Annotated in this window: 15 protein-coding genes; 9 read left to right on the top strand and 6 right to left on the bottom strand. The window is 69.7% G+C overall.

Annotation, left to right across the window (positions count from 1 at the left end; translation table 11 throughout):
* Positions 1 to 13: 13 nt before the first annotated feature.
* A complete protein-coding gene (locus FV220_RS05625; RefSeq protein ID WP_056149499.1) occupies positions 14 to 1,279 on the bottom strand; it encodes a GNAT family N-acetyltransferase in 1,266 nt (421 codons plus the stop codon).
* 187 nt (positions 1,280 to 1,466) lie between these two features.
* Between FV220_RS05625 and FV220_RS05620 the strand changes: the two genes are divergently transcribed.
* Positions 1,467 to 2,531: a polysaccharide deacetylase family protein gene (locus FV220_RS05620; protein ID WP_147830093.1), complete on the top strand. Its 1,065-nt coding sequence runs from the start codon at positions 1,467 to 1,469 to the stop codon at positions 2,529 to 2,531.
* 31 nt (positions 2,532 to 2,562) lie between these two features.
* Here the strand turns inward: FV220_RS05620 and FV220_RS05615 are convergent, their stop codons facing one another.
* Both FV220_RS05615 and FV220_RS05610 read right to left on the bottom strand, forming a co-directional pair.
* Positions 2,563 to 2,979, bottom strand: coding sequence for a hypothetical protein (locus tag FV220_RS05615; protein WP_018043572.1), 417 nt, complete (start codon positions 2,977 to 2,979; stop codon positions 2,563 to 2,565).
* A 117-nt stretch (positions 2,980 to 3,096) separates the two neighbouring features.
* Positions 3,097 to 3,315, bottom strand: coding sequence for a DUF2842 domain-containing protein (locus FV220_RS05610; RefSeq protein WP_018043571.1), 219 nt, complete (start codon positions 3,313 to 3,315; stop codon positions 3,097 to 3,099).
* Between the two features lie 222 nt (positions 3,316 to 3,537).
* On the opposite strand from FV220_RS05610, the gene FV220_RS05605 reads away from it, so the two are divergent.
* The 3 genes from FV220_RS05605 (at position 3,538) to FV220_RS05595 (ending at position 6,008) form a co-directional block, all read left to right on the top strand.
* Entirely contained in the window at positions 3,538 to 4,665 is a 1,128-nt protein-coding gene (locus FV220_RS05605; protein ID WP_147830091.1) for a COX15/CtaA family protein, read from the top strand.
* A 337-nt stretch (positions 4,666 to 5,002) separates the two neighbouring features.
* Positions 5,003 to 5,191 carry a hypothetical protein gene (locus FV220_RS05600; protein WP_018043569.1) on the top strand — a complete coding sequence of 63 codons (189 nt, stop codon included), beginning with the start codon at positions 5,003 to 5,005 and terminating at the stop codon, positions 5,189 to 5,191.
* 136 nt (positions 5,192 to 5,327) lie between these two features.
* Entirely contained in the window at positions 5,328 to 6,008 is a 681-nt protein-coding gene (locus FV220_RS05595) for a hemolysin III family protein (RefSeq protein WP_018043568.1), read from the top strand.
* 143 nt (positions 6,009 to 6,151) lie between these two features.
* Here the strand turns inward: FV220_RS05595 and FV220_RS05590 are convergent, their stop codons facing one another.
* The gene (locus tag FV220_RS05590; RefSeq protein WP_056149489.1) at positions 6,152 to 7,021 is read right to left on the bottom strand and encodes a GH25 family lysozyme; all 870 of its coding nucleotides are present in this window, start codon (positions 7,019 to 7,021) and stop codon (positions 6,152 to 6,154) included.
* Positions 7,022 to 7,225: 204 nt separating this feature from the next.
* On the opposite strand from FV220_RS05590, the gene FV220_RS05585 reads away from it, so the two are divergent.
* From FV220_RS05585 to FV220_RS05575, 3 genes are all read left to right on the top strand, one after another.
* A complete protein-coding gene (locus FV220_RS05585) occupies positions 7,226 to 7,669 on the top strand; it encodes a DUF488 domain-containing protein (RefSeq protein WP_187273335.1) in 444 nt (147 codons plus the stop codon).
* 128 nt (positions 7,670 to 7,797) lie between these two features.
* Positions 7,798 to 8,529: a LuxR family transcriptional regulator gene (locus tag FV220_RS05580; RefSeq protein WP_056149487.1), complete on the top strand. Its 732-nt coding sequence runs from the start codon at positions 7,798 to 7,800 to the stop codon at positions 8,527 to 8,529.
* A gap of 62 nt (positions 8,530 to 8,591) precedes the next feature.
* On the top strand, positions 8,592 to 9,068 hold the full coding sequence (locus FV220_RS05575; RefSeq protein ID WP_147830089.1) for a VOC family protein: 477 nt from the start codon (positions 8,592 to 8,594) through the stop codon (positions 9,066 to 9,068).
* A gap of 27 nt (positions 9,069 to 9,095) precedes the next feature.
* Here FV220_RS05575 and FV220_RS05570 read toward each other — a convergent pair whose 3' ends face one another.
* Together FV220_RS05570 and FV220_RS05565 are read right to left on the bottom strand one after the other, a co-directional pair.
* Positions 9,096 to 10,040: a DMT family transporter gene (locus FV220_RS05570; RefSeq protein ID WP_056149483.1), complete on the bottom strand. Its 945-nt coding sequence runs from the start codon at positions 10,038 to 10,040 to the stop codon at positions 9,096 to 9,098.
* Between the two features lie 118 nt (positions 10,041 to 10,158).
* Positions 10,159 to 11,103, bottom strand: coding sequence for a DNA-3-methyladenine glycosylase (locus FV220_RS05565; protein WP_056149481.1), 945 nt, complete (start codon positions 11,101 to 11,103; stop codon positions 10,159 to 10,161).
* Between the two features lie 212 nt (positions 11,104 to 11,315).
* On the opposite strand from FV220_RS05565, the gene FV220_RS05560 reads away from it, so the two are divergent.
* Positions 11,316 to 12,380, top strand: coding sequence for an efflux RND transporter periplasmic adaptor subunit (locus FV220_RS05560; protein WP_147830087.1), 1,065 nt, complete (start codon positions 11,316 to 11,318; stop codon positions 12,378 to 12,380).
* Between the two features lies 1 nt (position 12,381).
* Positions 12,382 to 15,537: an efflux RND transporter permease subunit gene (locus FV220_RS05555; protein ID WP_147830085.1), complete on the top strand. Its 3,156-nt coding sequence runs from the start codon at positions 12,382 to 12,384 to the stop codon at positions 15,535 to 15,537.
* Positions 15,538 to 15,842: the final 305 nt, after the last annotated feature.

The raw sequence follows: 15,842 nt of genomic DNA, 5'->3' as shown, positions 1-15,842 counted from the left end.
GCGAGCCGTCGCGTCAGGTTTGCGCCTCGCCGGCGCTCCGGCCATGGCGGGCCGAGCGTCGGATCGCCTTCTGAACCGCCTTCGCCCAGCGCGCCAGTCGCTCGCTCCGCTTGATCCGGCGCTTGAGGCGGGTAGCGGCCATGGCCGGAACCGCGAAGAGATGGCCGCGCAGGGTGACGGCGATGGTGACCTCGCCCAGCTGAATCGTCTCGTCGCAGATGTTGGCCTTGTAGCGGGCCTCCCCGACGCCGAGATCGAAGCTGCGGCGGCCGCGCTCGGTCTGATCGCGGATGAGGTGCTGCAGCAGGATGTCGCCGGGGCTCGACCGCCCGATGACGGGATCCTGATCGAAGGAGGTCATCATGCCGCTGTAGCGCGCATCGCTGACCGCACCGGCGAAGGTCGCGAAGACCCGCCCATCGTTGCACGCCACCAGGGCGGAGACCTCGATCGCGGCGCCCCGGACCTCGTCCGGATCGTCCTGCCGGCAGGCGCCCGTGGCGATGAAGCGGCGGATCCCCTCGTCGGCATAGGGATTGGCGATGCCCATGGCGGCGAAGCGCGAGGCCTTCTGCGTGAAGAAGGCGGCGAGGTAGGCTCTCACCTCCTCGGCATTCGCGGCCACCCGATACTCCACGGGGCCGAAGGCCTCGATCAGCTTCCTCTCCTTCGAGCGCATCTTCTTGCGCGCATCGGCACTGAAGACGCGCTTGGCGGTGGTCTCGGGGTCGGGGCCGAGGATCAGGCCGTAGGCGTCGCTCACGGCCGGCGCGGCGTGGAGGCTCAACGGATTGGCGGCGCCGTCCCAGAAGCGCGGCTGATGCCCGAGCAGATAGACGTCGATGCCGGCCTCGTGCCCGATCTGGCGCAGCAGGCCGACGAGATCCTCCGCGCGCATGGCCGCCGCCTCGCGGGAGGCGAACATCGGCATGTGGTAGTTCGCGTGCTTGCAGCCGATCACCCGCGCCACGCGGACGCCGCGCTCGCGTGCCACCTGCAGCGGCAGGATCACGCGGGGCCGTCCGCCGGGATCGCGCAGGACGATGACCCGCAGGGAGGCGTCCTGCTCCGCCGGCGTGCAGCCGAGCTTGGCCGAGACGAAGGCCGAGACCCAGTCGAAGCGCTGATAGGGGGTCGACAGTGCGGCCGGATCGCTCTCGACGCTCCGCCACAAGGCCTCGACGCTGGCCAGGTCGCGAAACACCTCCGGAACCAGTTGCCCGCGGACGCGCTCCTGAATCATGCCCGCTCCGGTGAGATCGTGAACAAGAACCGCCATCACCGCTCCCTGGCACGGCTCCGCGAGTGCGGCGCACGAGCATGCATCGTCCAGTACCTAGACCTCCGGCTCCTTAAGCGCCGGTGACGATGGAAAACGGCAAGGCATCATCTCGCGATGTGGGTAACGAAACCTTGCGGGTTGGTGGTCGAATCTCCGCCCGTTCCGCTCTTCTCCGGTGACGCCCATGCCCTCGCCCGAGTTCCGTCACCGCCTGTTCGATGCGGGCTTTCGCGCCATCGCCGCCTCGGGAGCCGACCGCTGGCTGAGGCGGGTCGCGCAGGGGCGCGGCCTGATCCTGACCTTCCACCATGTCGATCCGGCCCCCGTGAGGGCCTACGCCCCCAACGGCATTCTCTCGATCACGCCGGACTTCCTCGACGAAGTCTTGGTCACGTTGGCCGCGGAGGGGTTCGACGTGATCGGCCTCGATTCCGTGCCCGAGCGGCTCGTCCGGCCCGGCGGGGACAGGCCCTTCGCCGTCCTGACCTTCGACGATGGCTACCGGGACAACGCCCGCCACGCCGTTCCCATCCTGAGCCGGCATCGCGTTCCCTGGACGCTGTTCGTCGCGAGCGACTTCGCCGAGGGGCGGGGCCGCCTGTGGTGGATCGAACTCGAACGCGCGATCGGTCGCCTCGACCGGGTGAGGGTGGTTCGGGACGAGGCCCCGCCCCTCGATCTGCCCGCCGCCACGGCTGGGGAGAAGATGGCGGCCTTCGCCGTGATCTACCAATACCTGCGCGCCGGATCGGAGGAGCGCCTGCTCGCCACCATCTCCGACCTCTGCGGCGAGGCCGGCATCGGGATCGGGCGGGTGGCGGAGGAACTCTGCCTGTCCTGGGGGGAGTTGCGCGGCCTGGCGGCCGATCCCGCCTTGTCGATCGGAGCCCATACGATCGGCCATCCCATGCTGGCGAAACACGGGGAGGCGCGGGTCCGCCATGAGATCGGGGAGGGCAGGGCGCGGGTCGAACGGGAGATCGGCCGGGCGGTGCGGCACCTGTCCTATCCGGTCGGCGATCCGACCTCGGCCGGGGGGCGCGAATTCGACATCGCCCGCGAGGCCGGGTTCGACACGGCCGTGACGACCCGACCCGGCCATCTCTTCCCCGGTCATGCCGTCCATCTCCATGCCCTGCCGCGGGTCTCGGTGAATGGGCTGCATCAATCGAAGGCGGCGCTCTGCGCACTGCTGTCGGGGGTTCCGTTCCTCGCCTGGAATCGCGGGCGACGGCTCGATGTCGCGTGAGCCCGGTCGGGTCAGTCCCGCGCGCGGCCTGTCAATGTCGCCGGCGGCGGCGGTAGGACGAGCGGCCCTCGCTTCCACCCACGGTGAAGCTGGCGCTCTGGCGGCCGTGGCGGGTGTAGCGCCCGCGCCTGCCGCGCTGGCCCCTGCTTGCCTCCTGCGCGGGCTCGTCGGCCATGGGCAGGGATTCTGTGCTGACCGGCGGCACGGCGGCGAGCGCCGTCGCCACGGAGGAGGCCGATCCACCATCGCTGCCCCCGCCCCCGCCGCCGACATTCTTGGCGGCCGGTCCGAACATCGCGAGGCACTGGTTGTAGGCGAGGTCGTTCTTGAGACGCTCGCATTCCGCCATCGAGCGGGGCGCATTCTGCGCCGAGGCTGGCGTGCCGAGAGCCGGAAGAGCGGCGCAGCCGAAGCCTGCGAGCAGGAAGGACGCGAGGAATCGGTTCATGAGGATCGGATCATGGAGCGGCGGATCTCGGCCTGGGTCTGAGGGAACATCAAAGCGTGCCCAAGCCTGTGACGGCCGAGTGCGGCGAAATCCCGGCGTCGGGGGAAACCCCGGTTCTCAGCTGCCGCCGTCGACGTCCTTTCGCTCCATCCAGCGGATCAGCGGCATCAACGGGAAGATCCAGGCGATGCCGAGGAAGGCGTAGAGGATCGCCTGCACGGCCGGGGGCGTCTGGGAGATGCGGCTGTCGGCCAAGGCCATGGCGAGGGGCGCGTAGAGCGCCACGAAGGCGAGCATGCCGATCGTGCCGAGCAGCGTGCGGGTGCGGCGGCGCATGGGCGCTCTCCTGTATAGGGGCCTTTGGCAAGGGCCTTCTCCCCAGCGTCAGGTCCGCCGGGGTTAGGCCGACCGCCCCGGCAAGGCAATTGCCGCTCGCGCCGCATCCAAACCCTCTGCGGCCCTGGGCGACGTTGCCCCGGTGGCCCCGCATGCGTAACGCAGGGCGCAAGGCACGGGAAACCCGCGCCGATCCCGACACCACGCGAGCTCCCCACCGCGATGCCTTCACGCGAAACCACCCCGACTGCGCCGGTCCGTTCCACGAACCCGGTGCGCATCTGGCTCTACACGCTGGCGATCCTCGTCGTGGCCATGGTCGCCGTCGGCGGTGCCACCCGCCTGACGGGTTCGGGATTGTCGATCACCGAATGGCGGCCGGTGACGGGCGTGGTCCCCCCGGTCTCCGAACAGGCCTGGGCCGCCGAGTTCGACAAGTACAAGGACACGCCGCAATACCGCATCCTCAACCAGGGCATGGGGTTGTCGGACTTCAAGGTCATCTATGCCTGGGAATGGGGCCACCGCCTGCTCGGGCGCATCCTCGGGCTTGCTTTCTTCGTGCCGCTCCTAGTGTTCTGGTGGCGCGGTCTCGTCGACCGGCGCCTGGGATACGGGCTCCTCGCCCTGGGCGTCCTCGGCGGTCTTCAGGGCACCATCGGCTGGATCATGGTCGCTTCCGGCCTCCAGCCGGGGATGACGGCGGTGGCGCCCCTCAAGCTCGCCCTCCACCTGACCACGGCGAGCCTGATCCTGGCCGGCCTCGTCTGGCTGGCGGCCGGGTTGAGGTCCGGCCCATCCGAGCCGGCACCCGGTCGCCTGCGGATCATGGCGGCCCTGCTGCCGGTCCTCGTCCTGCTCCAGATCGGTCTCGGCGGCCTCGTCGCCGGATCGAAGGCAGGGCTCGTGCACAATACCTGGCCAGACATGGACGGCGTCCTCGTGCCGGGGGCGTCGGACCTGTTCGCGGTCAGCCCGTGGATCGAGAACTTCGTCGACAACGTCACCCTGGTGCAGTTCAACCACCGCCTCATGGCCTATCTCCTTCTGGCCGTGGCGCTGTTCCACGCCGTCGACGCGCGCAGGCGGCTTCCCGCCAGCGGCACGGCCCGTCGCGCAATGGGCATCGCCGGCCTGACCCTGGCGCAGGCGGGGTTGGGCATCGTGACCCTTCTGCTGGCGGTACCCCTCTGGGCGGGCCTCGCCCATCAGGTCTTCGCCATGGCGGTCCTGATGATGGCGACGGTGCATGCCCGGCTCAGCCGGGGAGCGACCCCACGGACCCTGCCGTCTCCCGTCGCTAGTTCCGCCGCCTTCGGTTTCGAGGGCATGACGGGCCGAGGCGCTTAGCCCCTCTCCGGGGACACATCGTAGCGGAGGCCGAGGGGGGCTCGGGGAGACGGCCTCTTGCCCGGACGCGAGGGGGTCTGTCCCGGCCCGCTTTCCGGATCTCGTCGGCGCGCCGGCTGCTGCATCGCACAGACCGCAACACCGCTATGCCGGATGGTAGGTCCGGATTGGCCGGATGCTTGCACCGTGTCGGTCCACTTCGGCGAGCGTCACCCCAGCCATATTTTGTTGCATCGCAGCGAAACCAAGCTTGGGTTTGTACCGTTAGCCGATGTGTCGATGGCGCCGCGAAAGCGGCGTCCGGCAGTGTCACGCCACAACCGAAAGGCCGTCCAGCATGCACGACCAACGCCTCGTGTCGGAAGAGCAGGTACTCGTTGAGCGCGACCAGACGGCACGCGAAGGCGCCGACACGGACGGGACGCGCCATGCGCGGACCCGGAAGGTCGTCGTCGGTCTCACGGGACTTCTCGGCGCCGCCTGGGCCGTCGTCCTCGCAAGCCGCTTCACGACCTTCTCCTTCTAGGAATCTTCTCACCGGGACAATATGCGGCGATCAGGTAGGCGGCGGTTCACGATGCTCGCCGCCTACGCAGTTCGATCAGGGAACGAGTCCGGGCCTTCGGCGCTTAAGCTTGGGTTAGGAAAGTTCGGAGTCAGCGATGTTCCTGGCTGAGGACGGTAGACCCATCGGACTGACCTGGAACTATACCCGCCGGGAGCTGATGGCGGATGCCGCCGTGCATATCGCCGGCATCGCGTTCGGTGTGGCGGGCTCCATCGCCATCGTCATCCTGGCGGCGATGGCCCCGCTGGATTGGACCGAGCGGGCGGCCGTCGCGGTCTATGCCGCCGCCCTGGTGTCGATGCTCGGTGTCTCGGCCACCTACAACATGTGGCCCGTGGGGCGCCGCAAGTGGATCCTGCGCCGGGCCGACCACGCCCTAATCTACCTCATGATCGCCGGCACCTACACGCCTCTGGTCGCCCTGGTCGGGCGCGGCTCGACGGCCTGGATGCTTCTGGCCTTCATCTGGGTGCTGGCGGCGATCGGCATCGCCCTGAAGCTGCTCCTGCCCGGCCGTTTCGACCGGGCCGCCATCGGGCTCTACCTGCTCCTAGGATGGAGCGGCGTCGCCACCTACGAATCGGTGATCGGCGCACTGAACCCCGAGGCCCTCTGGCTTCTGGCGATCGGCGGCGTGCTCTACTCGGCCGGGGTCATCTTCCACGTCTGGCGCAGCCTGCCGTACCAGAACGCGATCTGGCACGCCTTCGTCCTCGCCGCCACGGCCTGCCATTACGGCACCGTCCTCACCAGTGTGATGAGCGCCGCTCCCTAGAGCGCTCTCCGCCGAAGTGGATGCCGGTTCGGCGAAAAAGAGCGCGGCACAACAAAGGCCTAGAGATGTGCCCCGACCCAACGTGGTCGGGCGCAGCTCTAGCGGCGCTCGGTGACACGTCCCCCGACGTTTCGGTTCTTCCCCTACTTCCCGCTGCAGAGCCCCTGTCCGGCGAGTCGGCTATGGTCGCGGGGGTCGCAATCCGTCGACAGGAACGAGGCCCATTCCGCGGTGGAGCCGTAGAACGCGTTGCGGTCGACGTCGCCGCGCACGCCCGGAACCCGGCCCGTGGAGGTGAACTGCCACAGCATCCACTTGCGCTTGGCGTAGCGCTGCTCGGGCTCGGCCGCCGTGGAGCGGACCCAGTGCGGGTAGTCGGGCAGCTCGTCCTCGAGCACGTCCTTATGGAAGGTGATGTCGGTATAGATGATCGGACGCTTGCCGGTGTAGCGCTCCATCTCGTCGAGCATGTAGCGCATCATCGCCAGCGCCTGGGCTTTCGGCAGCTTCTTGGGGCAGAGCTGCGAATGGCCGTTCCACTCCACGTCGAGGACGGGGGGCAGGGCGGTCGGATCGTTGGGGACGTTCTTCTTGAACCACTCCATCTGGTCCTGGGCCGAGCGGCACCAGAACACGAAATGGTAGGCCCCACGGGGCACGCCCGCCTTGGCGGCGCCGTCCCAATTGGCGCGGAACCGCTCGTCCACGTGGTCGCCGCCCTCCGTCGCCTTGATGAAGGCGAACTGCGTGCCGGCACCGCGCACCGAGGCCCAATCGATCGGCCCCTGCCATTTCGAGATGTCGATGCCCTGGATCGGGTGCTGCTTGGCGCGCGCCACCCCCGGATGGGGCTTCACGTCGCCCTTGGTGGGGTAGAAGTCGCTGTGGTTTCCGGCGCAGGCCGCGAGAGTCGCGAGCAGGGCGGCGGTCAGAGAGCGTTTGGCCCAGCGCATGGCGACGCCGCGTGGCATCCCGGCCATGATTGTCGGGGCGATCCCGTTCTTAAGCGACATCGATGCCCGGCCCACCGTTCTCACGCGCTACACTCATCGCTAAGGGATGGCCCCTGCGCGGTTAACAGAGCTTTGACGGCAATGCGGCGGAATTCCGGAAGTCGTTGCCTGCGAGCCACATAGGGCGCATTCCGGCGCTTAGGCCGCAGGCCGGCGCCCGAGGCTAAGTCACGAGCCGGTCTGGTGTTTCGAGGGGAGGGGAGACTGCAGAAGGTTTTGTTCACCATCGGCTACGAAGGGCTCGATTCCGAGCGTTTCGTGGCGACCCTGAAGGATGCCGGCGTCGCGACCCTGGCCGACGTTCGCGCGGTGGCGAATTCGCGCAAGCGAGGTTTTTCGAAGAACGCCCTGAAGACGAGCCTGGAGGAGGCGGGTCTCGCCTACGCGCATGCGCGCGAACTCGGCACGCCCAAGGCCGGGCGGGAAGCCGCCCGGGCTCATGACGCGGCGCTGATGCGCCGGATCTACTGCGAGGAGGTCCTCGATACCGCCGATGGCGGCCTCGCCCTCGATGCCCTGTGCGAGCTCGCCGCACGGGCGCCCACCTGTCTCCTCTGTTTCGAGCGCGATCCGGAACGGTGCCATCGCCGCGTCCTGGCCGAGCGACTGGAGGCGGCCGGTTTCAGGACCGTCGACCTGTTCGGCTGATGCTCCCTCGGACACTCGTTTGTGCAAAATCGATCCTACCCGAGGGAAGGCGTTGACAATCTAGAGTTAGCGCGCTCACATGCCCTTCGATCATGTAAACGTGATCGGACTCGCCTGGCAGTACGCGTGTGACGCGCAAATCCCTCGATCAGACCCTCGGCTTCCTCCGCTCCCTCGATCGTACCGCGAGCGGCGAGGACGTCGCCCGGCTTCTGATGGCGGAACTGGCGGATCTCGGCGTCGCCCACATCATGGCGGCCACCGTGCCGGCCCGTGGCGCGCCCGTCCGACAGCAGCGCGGCCACGTCCTTCTCAACACTTTCCCGATGGAATGGGGCCGGCGCTACCTGACGCGCGGCTATGCCTTCCACGACCCCACGGTTCAGCGCCTCGGCCACTCCACCGCGCCCTTCGCCTGGAGCGACGCCACCGATGAGCATGCCGACGATCCCCTGGCGCGCAGGGTGATGGACGAGGCGAGGGATTTCGGCCTGCGCGACGGCCTGACCATTCCGTTGATGACCCTCGACGGCGAGACCGCCGGATTCAGTGTTTCGGGCGAGCGTCTCGCCATCGATCCGGCGGATCGCGGCATGCTCCAGCTCGCCGCCACCTACGCGTTCGGCCACCTGCTGCTGTTGAACGGCCAGAACCCGGCGGCCTCCGCGCGCCTCGCCCCGCGCGAGCGCGAGGCCCTGCAATGGGCGGCCGAAGGCAAGACCGACTGGGAGATCGGCGAGGTCATGGGGATCTCCGCCCATGGCGTCGATTTCCATCTGCGCTCCGCCCGCGCCAAGCTCGGCACCGCCAACCGGACCCAGGCCGTCGCCATCGCCCTGCGGCGGGGGCTCATCATCTGATGGGCTCGAGGCCGGACATTCGATAGTCTCGCGCGAGCTCAACCTCGCAAGAGGAGTCGACGATGCCCAAGGTCAGCACCTGCCTGTGGTTCGGTAAGGACATCGAGGCGGCGGTCGGCCTCTACGTCTCCCTCGTCCCCGATTCGCGGATCGACCATGTCCAGCGCTCGCCCGGACCCTGGCCGGGCGGGGAGGCGGGCGATGCGCTGCTGGTGGCCTTCACCCTCGGCGGACAGAGCTTTCAGGCCCTGAACGGAGGCACCACGGCCAATTACGGCACGGCGGCTTCGATCTCCGTGGCCTGCGCCGACCAGGACGAGGTCGACCGGTTATGGACGGCGCTCATCGCTGATGGCGGGGCCGAGATCATGTGCGGCTGGCTTCGGGACAGGTGGGGTGTGCCCTGGCAGATCGTGCCGACGATCCTCCCCCGGCTGCTGGCCGATCCCGATCCGGCCGTGGCGCGCCGCGTCTTCTCCGCCATGCAGGGCATGATCAAGCTCGACATCGCCGCGCTCGAGCGCGCGGCCGCCGGCTGAACCGGACGTCTCGCCTCGCTCGCCGCCTCACTTGCCGCCCGGGCGTTCGCGGCGGCCGAAGCGCTCGGCGATGACGATGCCGCCGAGGACGAGGGCCAAGGCTGCGGCCTGGTACCATTGGAAGGGCTCGCCGACGACGAGGATGGCGAGGCCCGAGCCGAAGATCGGCACGAGGTTCACGAACACCCCCGCCCGGTTCGGGCCGATCAGTTCGACGCCCCGCATGAACGAGAGCTGGGCGATGAGGGACGGGCCGAGGGCCACGAAGGCGACGATGGCCCACCCCTTCGGTGTCGGCCAGATCAGGGTTCCGGCGGCCTGTTCGAGGACGAGGGCGGGCAGGGAGGTCACGAGAGCTGCCAGCGCCATGGCAGAGAAGAAGGTCAGGCCAGACATCTTGGGCCGGTCGGCGAGGGCGACGGTGTAGCCGGCATAGAGCAGGCAGGCGCCGAGCATCAGCATGTCGCCGATGTTGAAGGACAGCGTCGACAGGATGTGCCAGTCGCCGTGGGTCGCCGCCACGCCCGCGCCGCCGAGGGTGATGACGACGCCGAGGATCTGCGCCCCGGTGACGGCGACGCGATGCACGACGTAGTTCAGCAGGATGACGAGGACCGGGATCGCCCCCTGGAACAGGGCGACGTTCACGCCGGTGGTGTAGATGCCGGCGGCGTAGAACAGGCTCGCATAGGCGGTGTAGCCGCAGGCCCCCATCAGCAGGACGTAGCGCCAGTGGCGCGCGATCAGGTGGCGCTCGGACACGATCCCGCGCCAGGCCGGCCAGGCCAGCGCGAGGCAGGCGAAGGCCCAGCGCAGGCAGGTGAGCACCTGGGGCGAGACCTCGCCCACGGCCCACTTGCCCGCGACCACGTTGCCGCCCCACAGCAGGGTCGTGAACAGGAGGAGCGGGTAGGCGGCGGCGACCGCGCGGGTCTCGACGGCCGGGCCGGGGGAGGCGGACGGAGAGGTCATGATCCCTTCGGCGGCTTTGCTCGGAGATGGTTCTTCGCTGGCGGTACCGCCGTCCCCTTCTGTCCCGCCCATGACGGGCTGAGCAAGCCCGCCGGAAGCAGGGCTGACATCGCGGATCCTACCCGGAGGCGGGCCCGGCAGGGCGGCGCTTGGCGGCGGGTTTGGGGACAGGCAGTGCGGCGGCGATCCGCGCGGCGTCACTCGTCCAGAGATGCACGGCGGCATAGGCCCGCCAGGGCCGCCAGGCTTCGGCCCGGGCGAGCAATTGCGCCGGTGTCGGACGCCCCGCCCCGGTATCGAGGGACCGGAGCAGGGCAAGGTCGCTCGCCGGCAGCGCATCCGGTTCGCGCAACGCCCTGAGGGCAATGTACTGCGCCGTCCACTCGCCGATCCCGCTCAACCCCCTCAGGGCGGCCACCGCCGGATCGAGGCCGCGTCCCCGTGCGAACAGGTCGGGCTTCGCATGGGCCTCCGCCGCGAGGGCGCCGATCGCCCTGCCGCGTGCGCCGGGCATGCCCAGCGTCGCGGCCACGTCCGCATCGAGCAGGCGATCCGGCGTCGGGAACAGGTGGGTCAGCCCCGTTCCGGCGTCGTCCGGCGCCATCGCTTCACCGAAGGCGGAAACCAGACGGCCGGCGAGACGGGTCGCCGCATTGACCGAGACCTGCTGTCCGAGAATGGCGCGTACCGCGATCTCGAACCCGTCCCAGGCGCCCGGAACCCGCAGGCCCGGCCGTTCGGCCACGAGGGGTGCGAGGTCGGGGTGGCGCGAGAGCGCCGCCGCGATGAGGGCCGGGTCGGCATCGCAATCGAACATCGGCCTCAGCCGCGCCAGGACGTCCGGCAGAATCGCCGGATCGGGATGATCCACCGTCGCGACGAGGGCATCGTCCCCGCCCCGCATGACGGAGATCGTGCCGGGGCGACCGCCGAGGTAGACGGTCCGGGCATAGGCATCCGCCGTCACCACCTCGACACCCGGAATGGCCCGGCCGCCGAGATAGGCCAGGATCGCGGGCCAATCGTAGGGCGGCCTGTAGGGCAGCGGGATGATGTGGGTCACGACGCTCTCCGGCCGCCTCCACCATCTCACGACCGCGGGAATCGCGAAACCGCGCGCAGGCCGGCGCAACGGTGCGGGGCAGGGCGAGAGGCAAGGCGGGAGGCAAGGCGGGAAAATCCGGCATCGCCCGTATCGGGTTGCGGGGCGACGCTGTATCCGTTCACGAGGAACGACGCGGCGTATCGATCGCGAGGCCGGGGAGGGCGGTTCTGGTGTCGTGGCTGCGTGGTCTCCTCTTCGCGGGAATCGTGGGTGGAATCGCCGCCTTCGCGGTGAGCGAAGCCGGCACGGCCCTCATCGCCGAACTGCGCGAGCGGGTCGCCCCCGGTCCCCCTGCCCCGCGCCATCTTCCGGCCCAGCGCACCGCCATCGAGGACGGGCGCACCGTGGTGCGGCTCAAGCCGGCGGAGCGCGAGCGCCTCGGCATTGCCACGCAGGTGCGGCCCTCCGCCCCCCACCGCGAGGAACTCCAGGCCTATGGCAGCGTCCTCGACGTCGCCCGGGTCACTGACCTGACCAATTCCTACGCCAGCGCCAGGGCGCAGCTCCAGACCGCCCAGGCCCGGGTCGAGGTCTCGCGCAACGCCTTCCAGCGCGCCAAGAATCTCGGCCCCTACGCCACCACCGTCCAGGTCGAGACCACCGAGGGCACGTTCCAGACCGACCAGGCCGCTCTGGCGGCGGCGGAATCGCAGGTCCGTACCCTCGCCGCCACCGCGCAGCAGGAATGGGGGCCGGTGATCGGCCGGGCCATCGTCGAGCGCTCGCCGGCCATCACCCGGCTGATCGAGCGCGTCGACTTCCTGGTCCAGGTGACCCTGCCGCCGGGCGAGAGCATCAAGGGCCAACCCGCCGCCGCCTTCGCCGAGGTGCCGCCGCAGAGCGCGCGGATCGCGCTGCGCTATGTCTCGCCGGCCACCCGGACCGACCAGCGCATCCAGGGCCTCAGCTACTTCTACACCGTGCCCGGTGACAGCGGCTTCCTGCCCGGCATGAGCATGCTCGCCTTCCTCGCCTCGGACCGGACCGTCACCGGCCTCAGCGTGCCCGAGGACGCGGTGGTGCATTGGCAAGGCGGAACCTGGATCTATCGCGCGGTGGCGCCCGACGCCTTCGCGCGCCACGCCCTCAAGGCCGACCCGCCCATGTCGGCCGATGCCTATGTGGTGGAGGACCTGCCCGGTGACACCGAGATCGTGCTCACGGGCGCGCAGGCGCTCTTGTCCGAGGAGATGAAGAGCCTGCTCTCCGTCTCCGGCGGCGTGGACGACGATTGACGTGAGCGACGTTCCGAACGCTTCCCCGAGCGGCCCCCAGGCGGCGCTCGTCGCCTTCGCGGTGCGCTTTCGCGGCATCGTCCTGGCGCTCAGCCTCGCGCTCGCCGGCTACGGCGTCTACGTGCTCGGGGACGCGAAATACGACGTGTTCCCCGAATTCGCGCCGCCTTCCGTGGTGGTCCAGACCGAGGCGCCGGGCCTCAACCCCGAACAGGTGGAGGTGCTGGTCACCCAGCCGATCGAGGTGGCGGTGAACGGCTTGCCGGGGATCGAATCCCTGCGGTCGAGCTCGATCCAGGGCCTGTCGGTCATCACCGTCACCTTCGGCACCGGCAGCGACGTCTACCGCGTCCGCCAACTCGTCACCGAGCGCCTGACGGCGCTCGCCGGCCGCCTGCCCCAGGGCGTGCTGCCGCCGGCGATGACGGCGCTGACCTCGGCCACCAGTACCGTGCTCCTCGTCGGCCTGATCTCGGATCGGCGCTCCGACCTCGACCTGCGCACCGTCGCCGACTGGACCGTGCGCCTCCGGCTCCTGGCGGTGCCGGGCGTCGCCCAGGTCTCGGTCTATGGCGGCGCCGTGCGCTCGCTCCAGGTCCAGATCCGCCCGGCCGACCTCATCCGCTACAATATCGGCATGAACGACGTGCTCGCCGCCGCCCGCAAGGCCACCGGCGTGCGCGGGGCGGGCTTCGTCGACACGATCAACCAGCGCGTCACCCTCCAGACCGAGGGGCAGTCGCTCACCCCGGAGGAACTGGCCCGCACGGTCCTCATCAACGAGGGCGGGGCGAGCGTGACCCTCGGCGACGTCGCCACCGTGGTCGCCGCCGGCGAGCCGCCGATCAGCGCCGCCCTGGTGGACGGCAAGCGCGGCGTGCTCCTCATGGTCGGCGCGCAATACGGCGCCAATACCCGCGAGGTCACCGCCCGCGTGGAGGCGGCTCTCGAAGACCTGCGCCCGGCCCTCGACCGGGAAGGCGTGGCGCTGCGGCCGGATCTGTTCCGGCCGGCGAACTTCATCACCATCGCCAATGCCAACGTGCTCCAGGCGCTCGGGCTCGGCGGCATCCTCGTCGTCGTCGTGCTGTTCGCCTTCCTGTACGATTGGCGCACCTGCGTGATCTCGTCGGTAGCGATCCCGCTCTCGCTCATCGCCGCCGTGGTGGCGCTCCAGGCCATGGGCGAGAGCCTCAACACCATGACGCTGGGCGGCCTCGCCATCGCCATCGGCGAGGTGGTGGACGATGCGGTGATCGGCGTCGAGAACGTGGTGCGCCGCCTGCGCGAGAACCGGCGCCTCGCTTCGCCCGTCCCGGAGGGGAGGGTGGTCATCGACGCCATTCTCGAAGTCCGCACCGCGGTCGCCTACGCCACCGTCGCCGTGCTGCTGGTGTTCCTGCCGGTGCTGGTCCTGTCCGGCATCGCCGGCAAGCTGTTCGCCCCCCTCGCCCTCGCCTACATCCTCGCCGTGGTGGCCTCGCTCGCCGTGGCGCTCACCGTCACCCCCGCCCTGTCGATGATGCTCCTCACCGGGCGACGCGAGACGGACATGCGCGACCCGCCGGTGATGCGCTGGTCGCGCGGCGGCTACACCCGCCTCCTCCAGCGGATCAACCGCGCCCCGCGCATCGTCATCGCCTCCGGCATCCTCGTGACCCTGGCGGGCGCCGCCGCGACGCCGTTCTTCGGCAGCACCTTCCTGCCCGACCTGAAGGAGGGCCACCTGATCCTGCACATGGCGGCGGCGCCCGGCACGTCGCTCGGGGAATCCATGCGCCTCGGCGGCCGCATCACCACCGAACTGCGCAAGATCCCCGGCATCCGCGCCGTGGCCTCGCAGATCGGCCGCGCCGAAGCCGGGCAGGACACCGCCGGCACCCATTACAGCGAGATCCATATCGACCTCGACCAGGGGCTGGACGGCGCGGGGCAGGGCAGGGCCGAGGCCGATATCCGCACCCTGATGGCGGGGTTTCCCGGTGCCGCCTTCTCGCTCAAGACCTTCCTCACCGAGCGCATCGAGGAGACGGTCTCAGGCTACACCGCGCCGGTCGTCATCAACGTCTTCGGCAACGACCTCGCCCGGATCGAGGCCGCCGCCCGCGACATCGCCCGCGAGCTCGCCGAGGTGCGCGGCGCCACGGACATCCAGCAGGCGTCGCCTGCCGGCCTGCCGCAGATCAACGTCGGGCTTCGGCCCAACGACCTGCGCCATTGGGGCCTCTCGGCGGTCGAGGTGATGGAGGTGGTGCGCACCGCCTATCAGGGCGACGTGGTCGGCCAGACCTATGAGGGCAACGCGGTCTTCAACGTCCTCGTCATCCTCGATTCCGGGGCGAGGGGGCGCCTCACGGCTGTAGGCGACCTCCCCTTGCGCTCCTCGAACGGCCGCTTCATCCGCCTCGCCCAGGTGGCGGACATCTACGAGACCTCGGGGCGCTACCAGGTCCAGCACCAGGGCGCCCAGCGCGTCCAGGCCATCACCGCCAACGTCACGGGGCGCGACGTCGCCTCCTTCGTCGAAGCCGCCCGGCGCAAGATCGCCAAGGAGGTGGCGTTGCCGACGGGCGTCTATGTGAGCTTTGCCGGATCGGCCGAGGCCCAGGCGCGGGCCAAGCGCGACCTGCTGCTGTTCTCCGGACTGGCGGGCCTCGGCATCGTGCTGCTGCTGGCCATGGTCACCGGCAGCGCACGCAACCTCATGCTGGTCCTGGTCAACCTGCCCTTCGCCTTCGTCGGCGGGGTACTGGCGGTCTTCGCCACCGGGGCCGTGCTGTCGCTCGGCTCCATCGTCGGCTTCGTGACGCTGTTCGGCATCTCGCTGCGCAACACCATCATGATGATCTCGCATTACGAGCATCTCGTCGCCATCGACGGCCGGGCGTGGGACCGCGACACGGCGGTGGAGGGCGCCGCCGACCGCCTCGTGCCGATCCTGATGACTTCCCTCGTCACCGGCCTCGGCCTGCTGCCCCTGGCGCTGGGAGCCGGCGAGCCCGGCCGCGAGATCGAGGGGCCGATGGCCATCGTCATCCTCGGCGGCCTCGTGACCTCGACGGTCCTGAACCTCATGATCCTGCCGACCCTGGCCCTGCGCTACGGCCGTTTCACCACCGGCGAGGGCAGGGCGCCGGATACGGCGCGGGCATCCTAGAAGGCTCGGAGCCGGTCGTCGAAGGGGGCCGCCCAGGATGGCGATCCTGTCGCGCCGAGGCTTATTCGGCACTGCACTGACTGCCTTCACAACGCTTCTGAAAAGCCTGGCCCCCCGAATTCTGACACTGTCATGGGCAAGATTGGCCCGGAAGCGACCGGGCCGACCCGTAGTCATGCCGATTCCAGGGCCAGAGCATCGGCGCGGCGGAGGACCATGCATCGCGGCGCGCCACGGTCGCAGGCTTGACCCGGTAAATCGGCTCGGGGACGGGAAGGGGAGGACGACCTTCCTCGCCTATGCCG

This window comes from Methylobacterium sp. WL19, from assembly GCF_008040005.1.
GTDB lineage: Bacteria > Pseudomonadota > Alphaproteobacteria > Rhizobiales > Beijerinckiaceae > Methylobacterium > Methylobacterium bullatum.
Note: the sequence above shows the minus strand (reverse complement) of the source record. Positions and strands in the feature narration are given on the sequence as shown.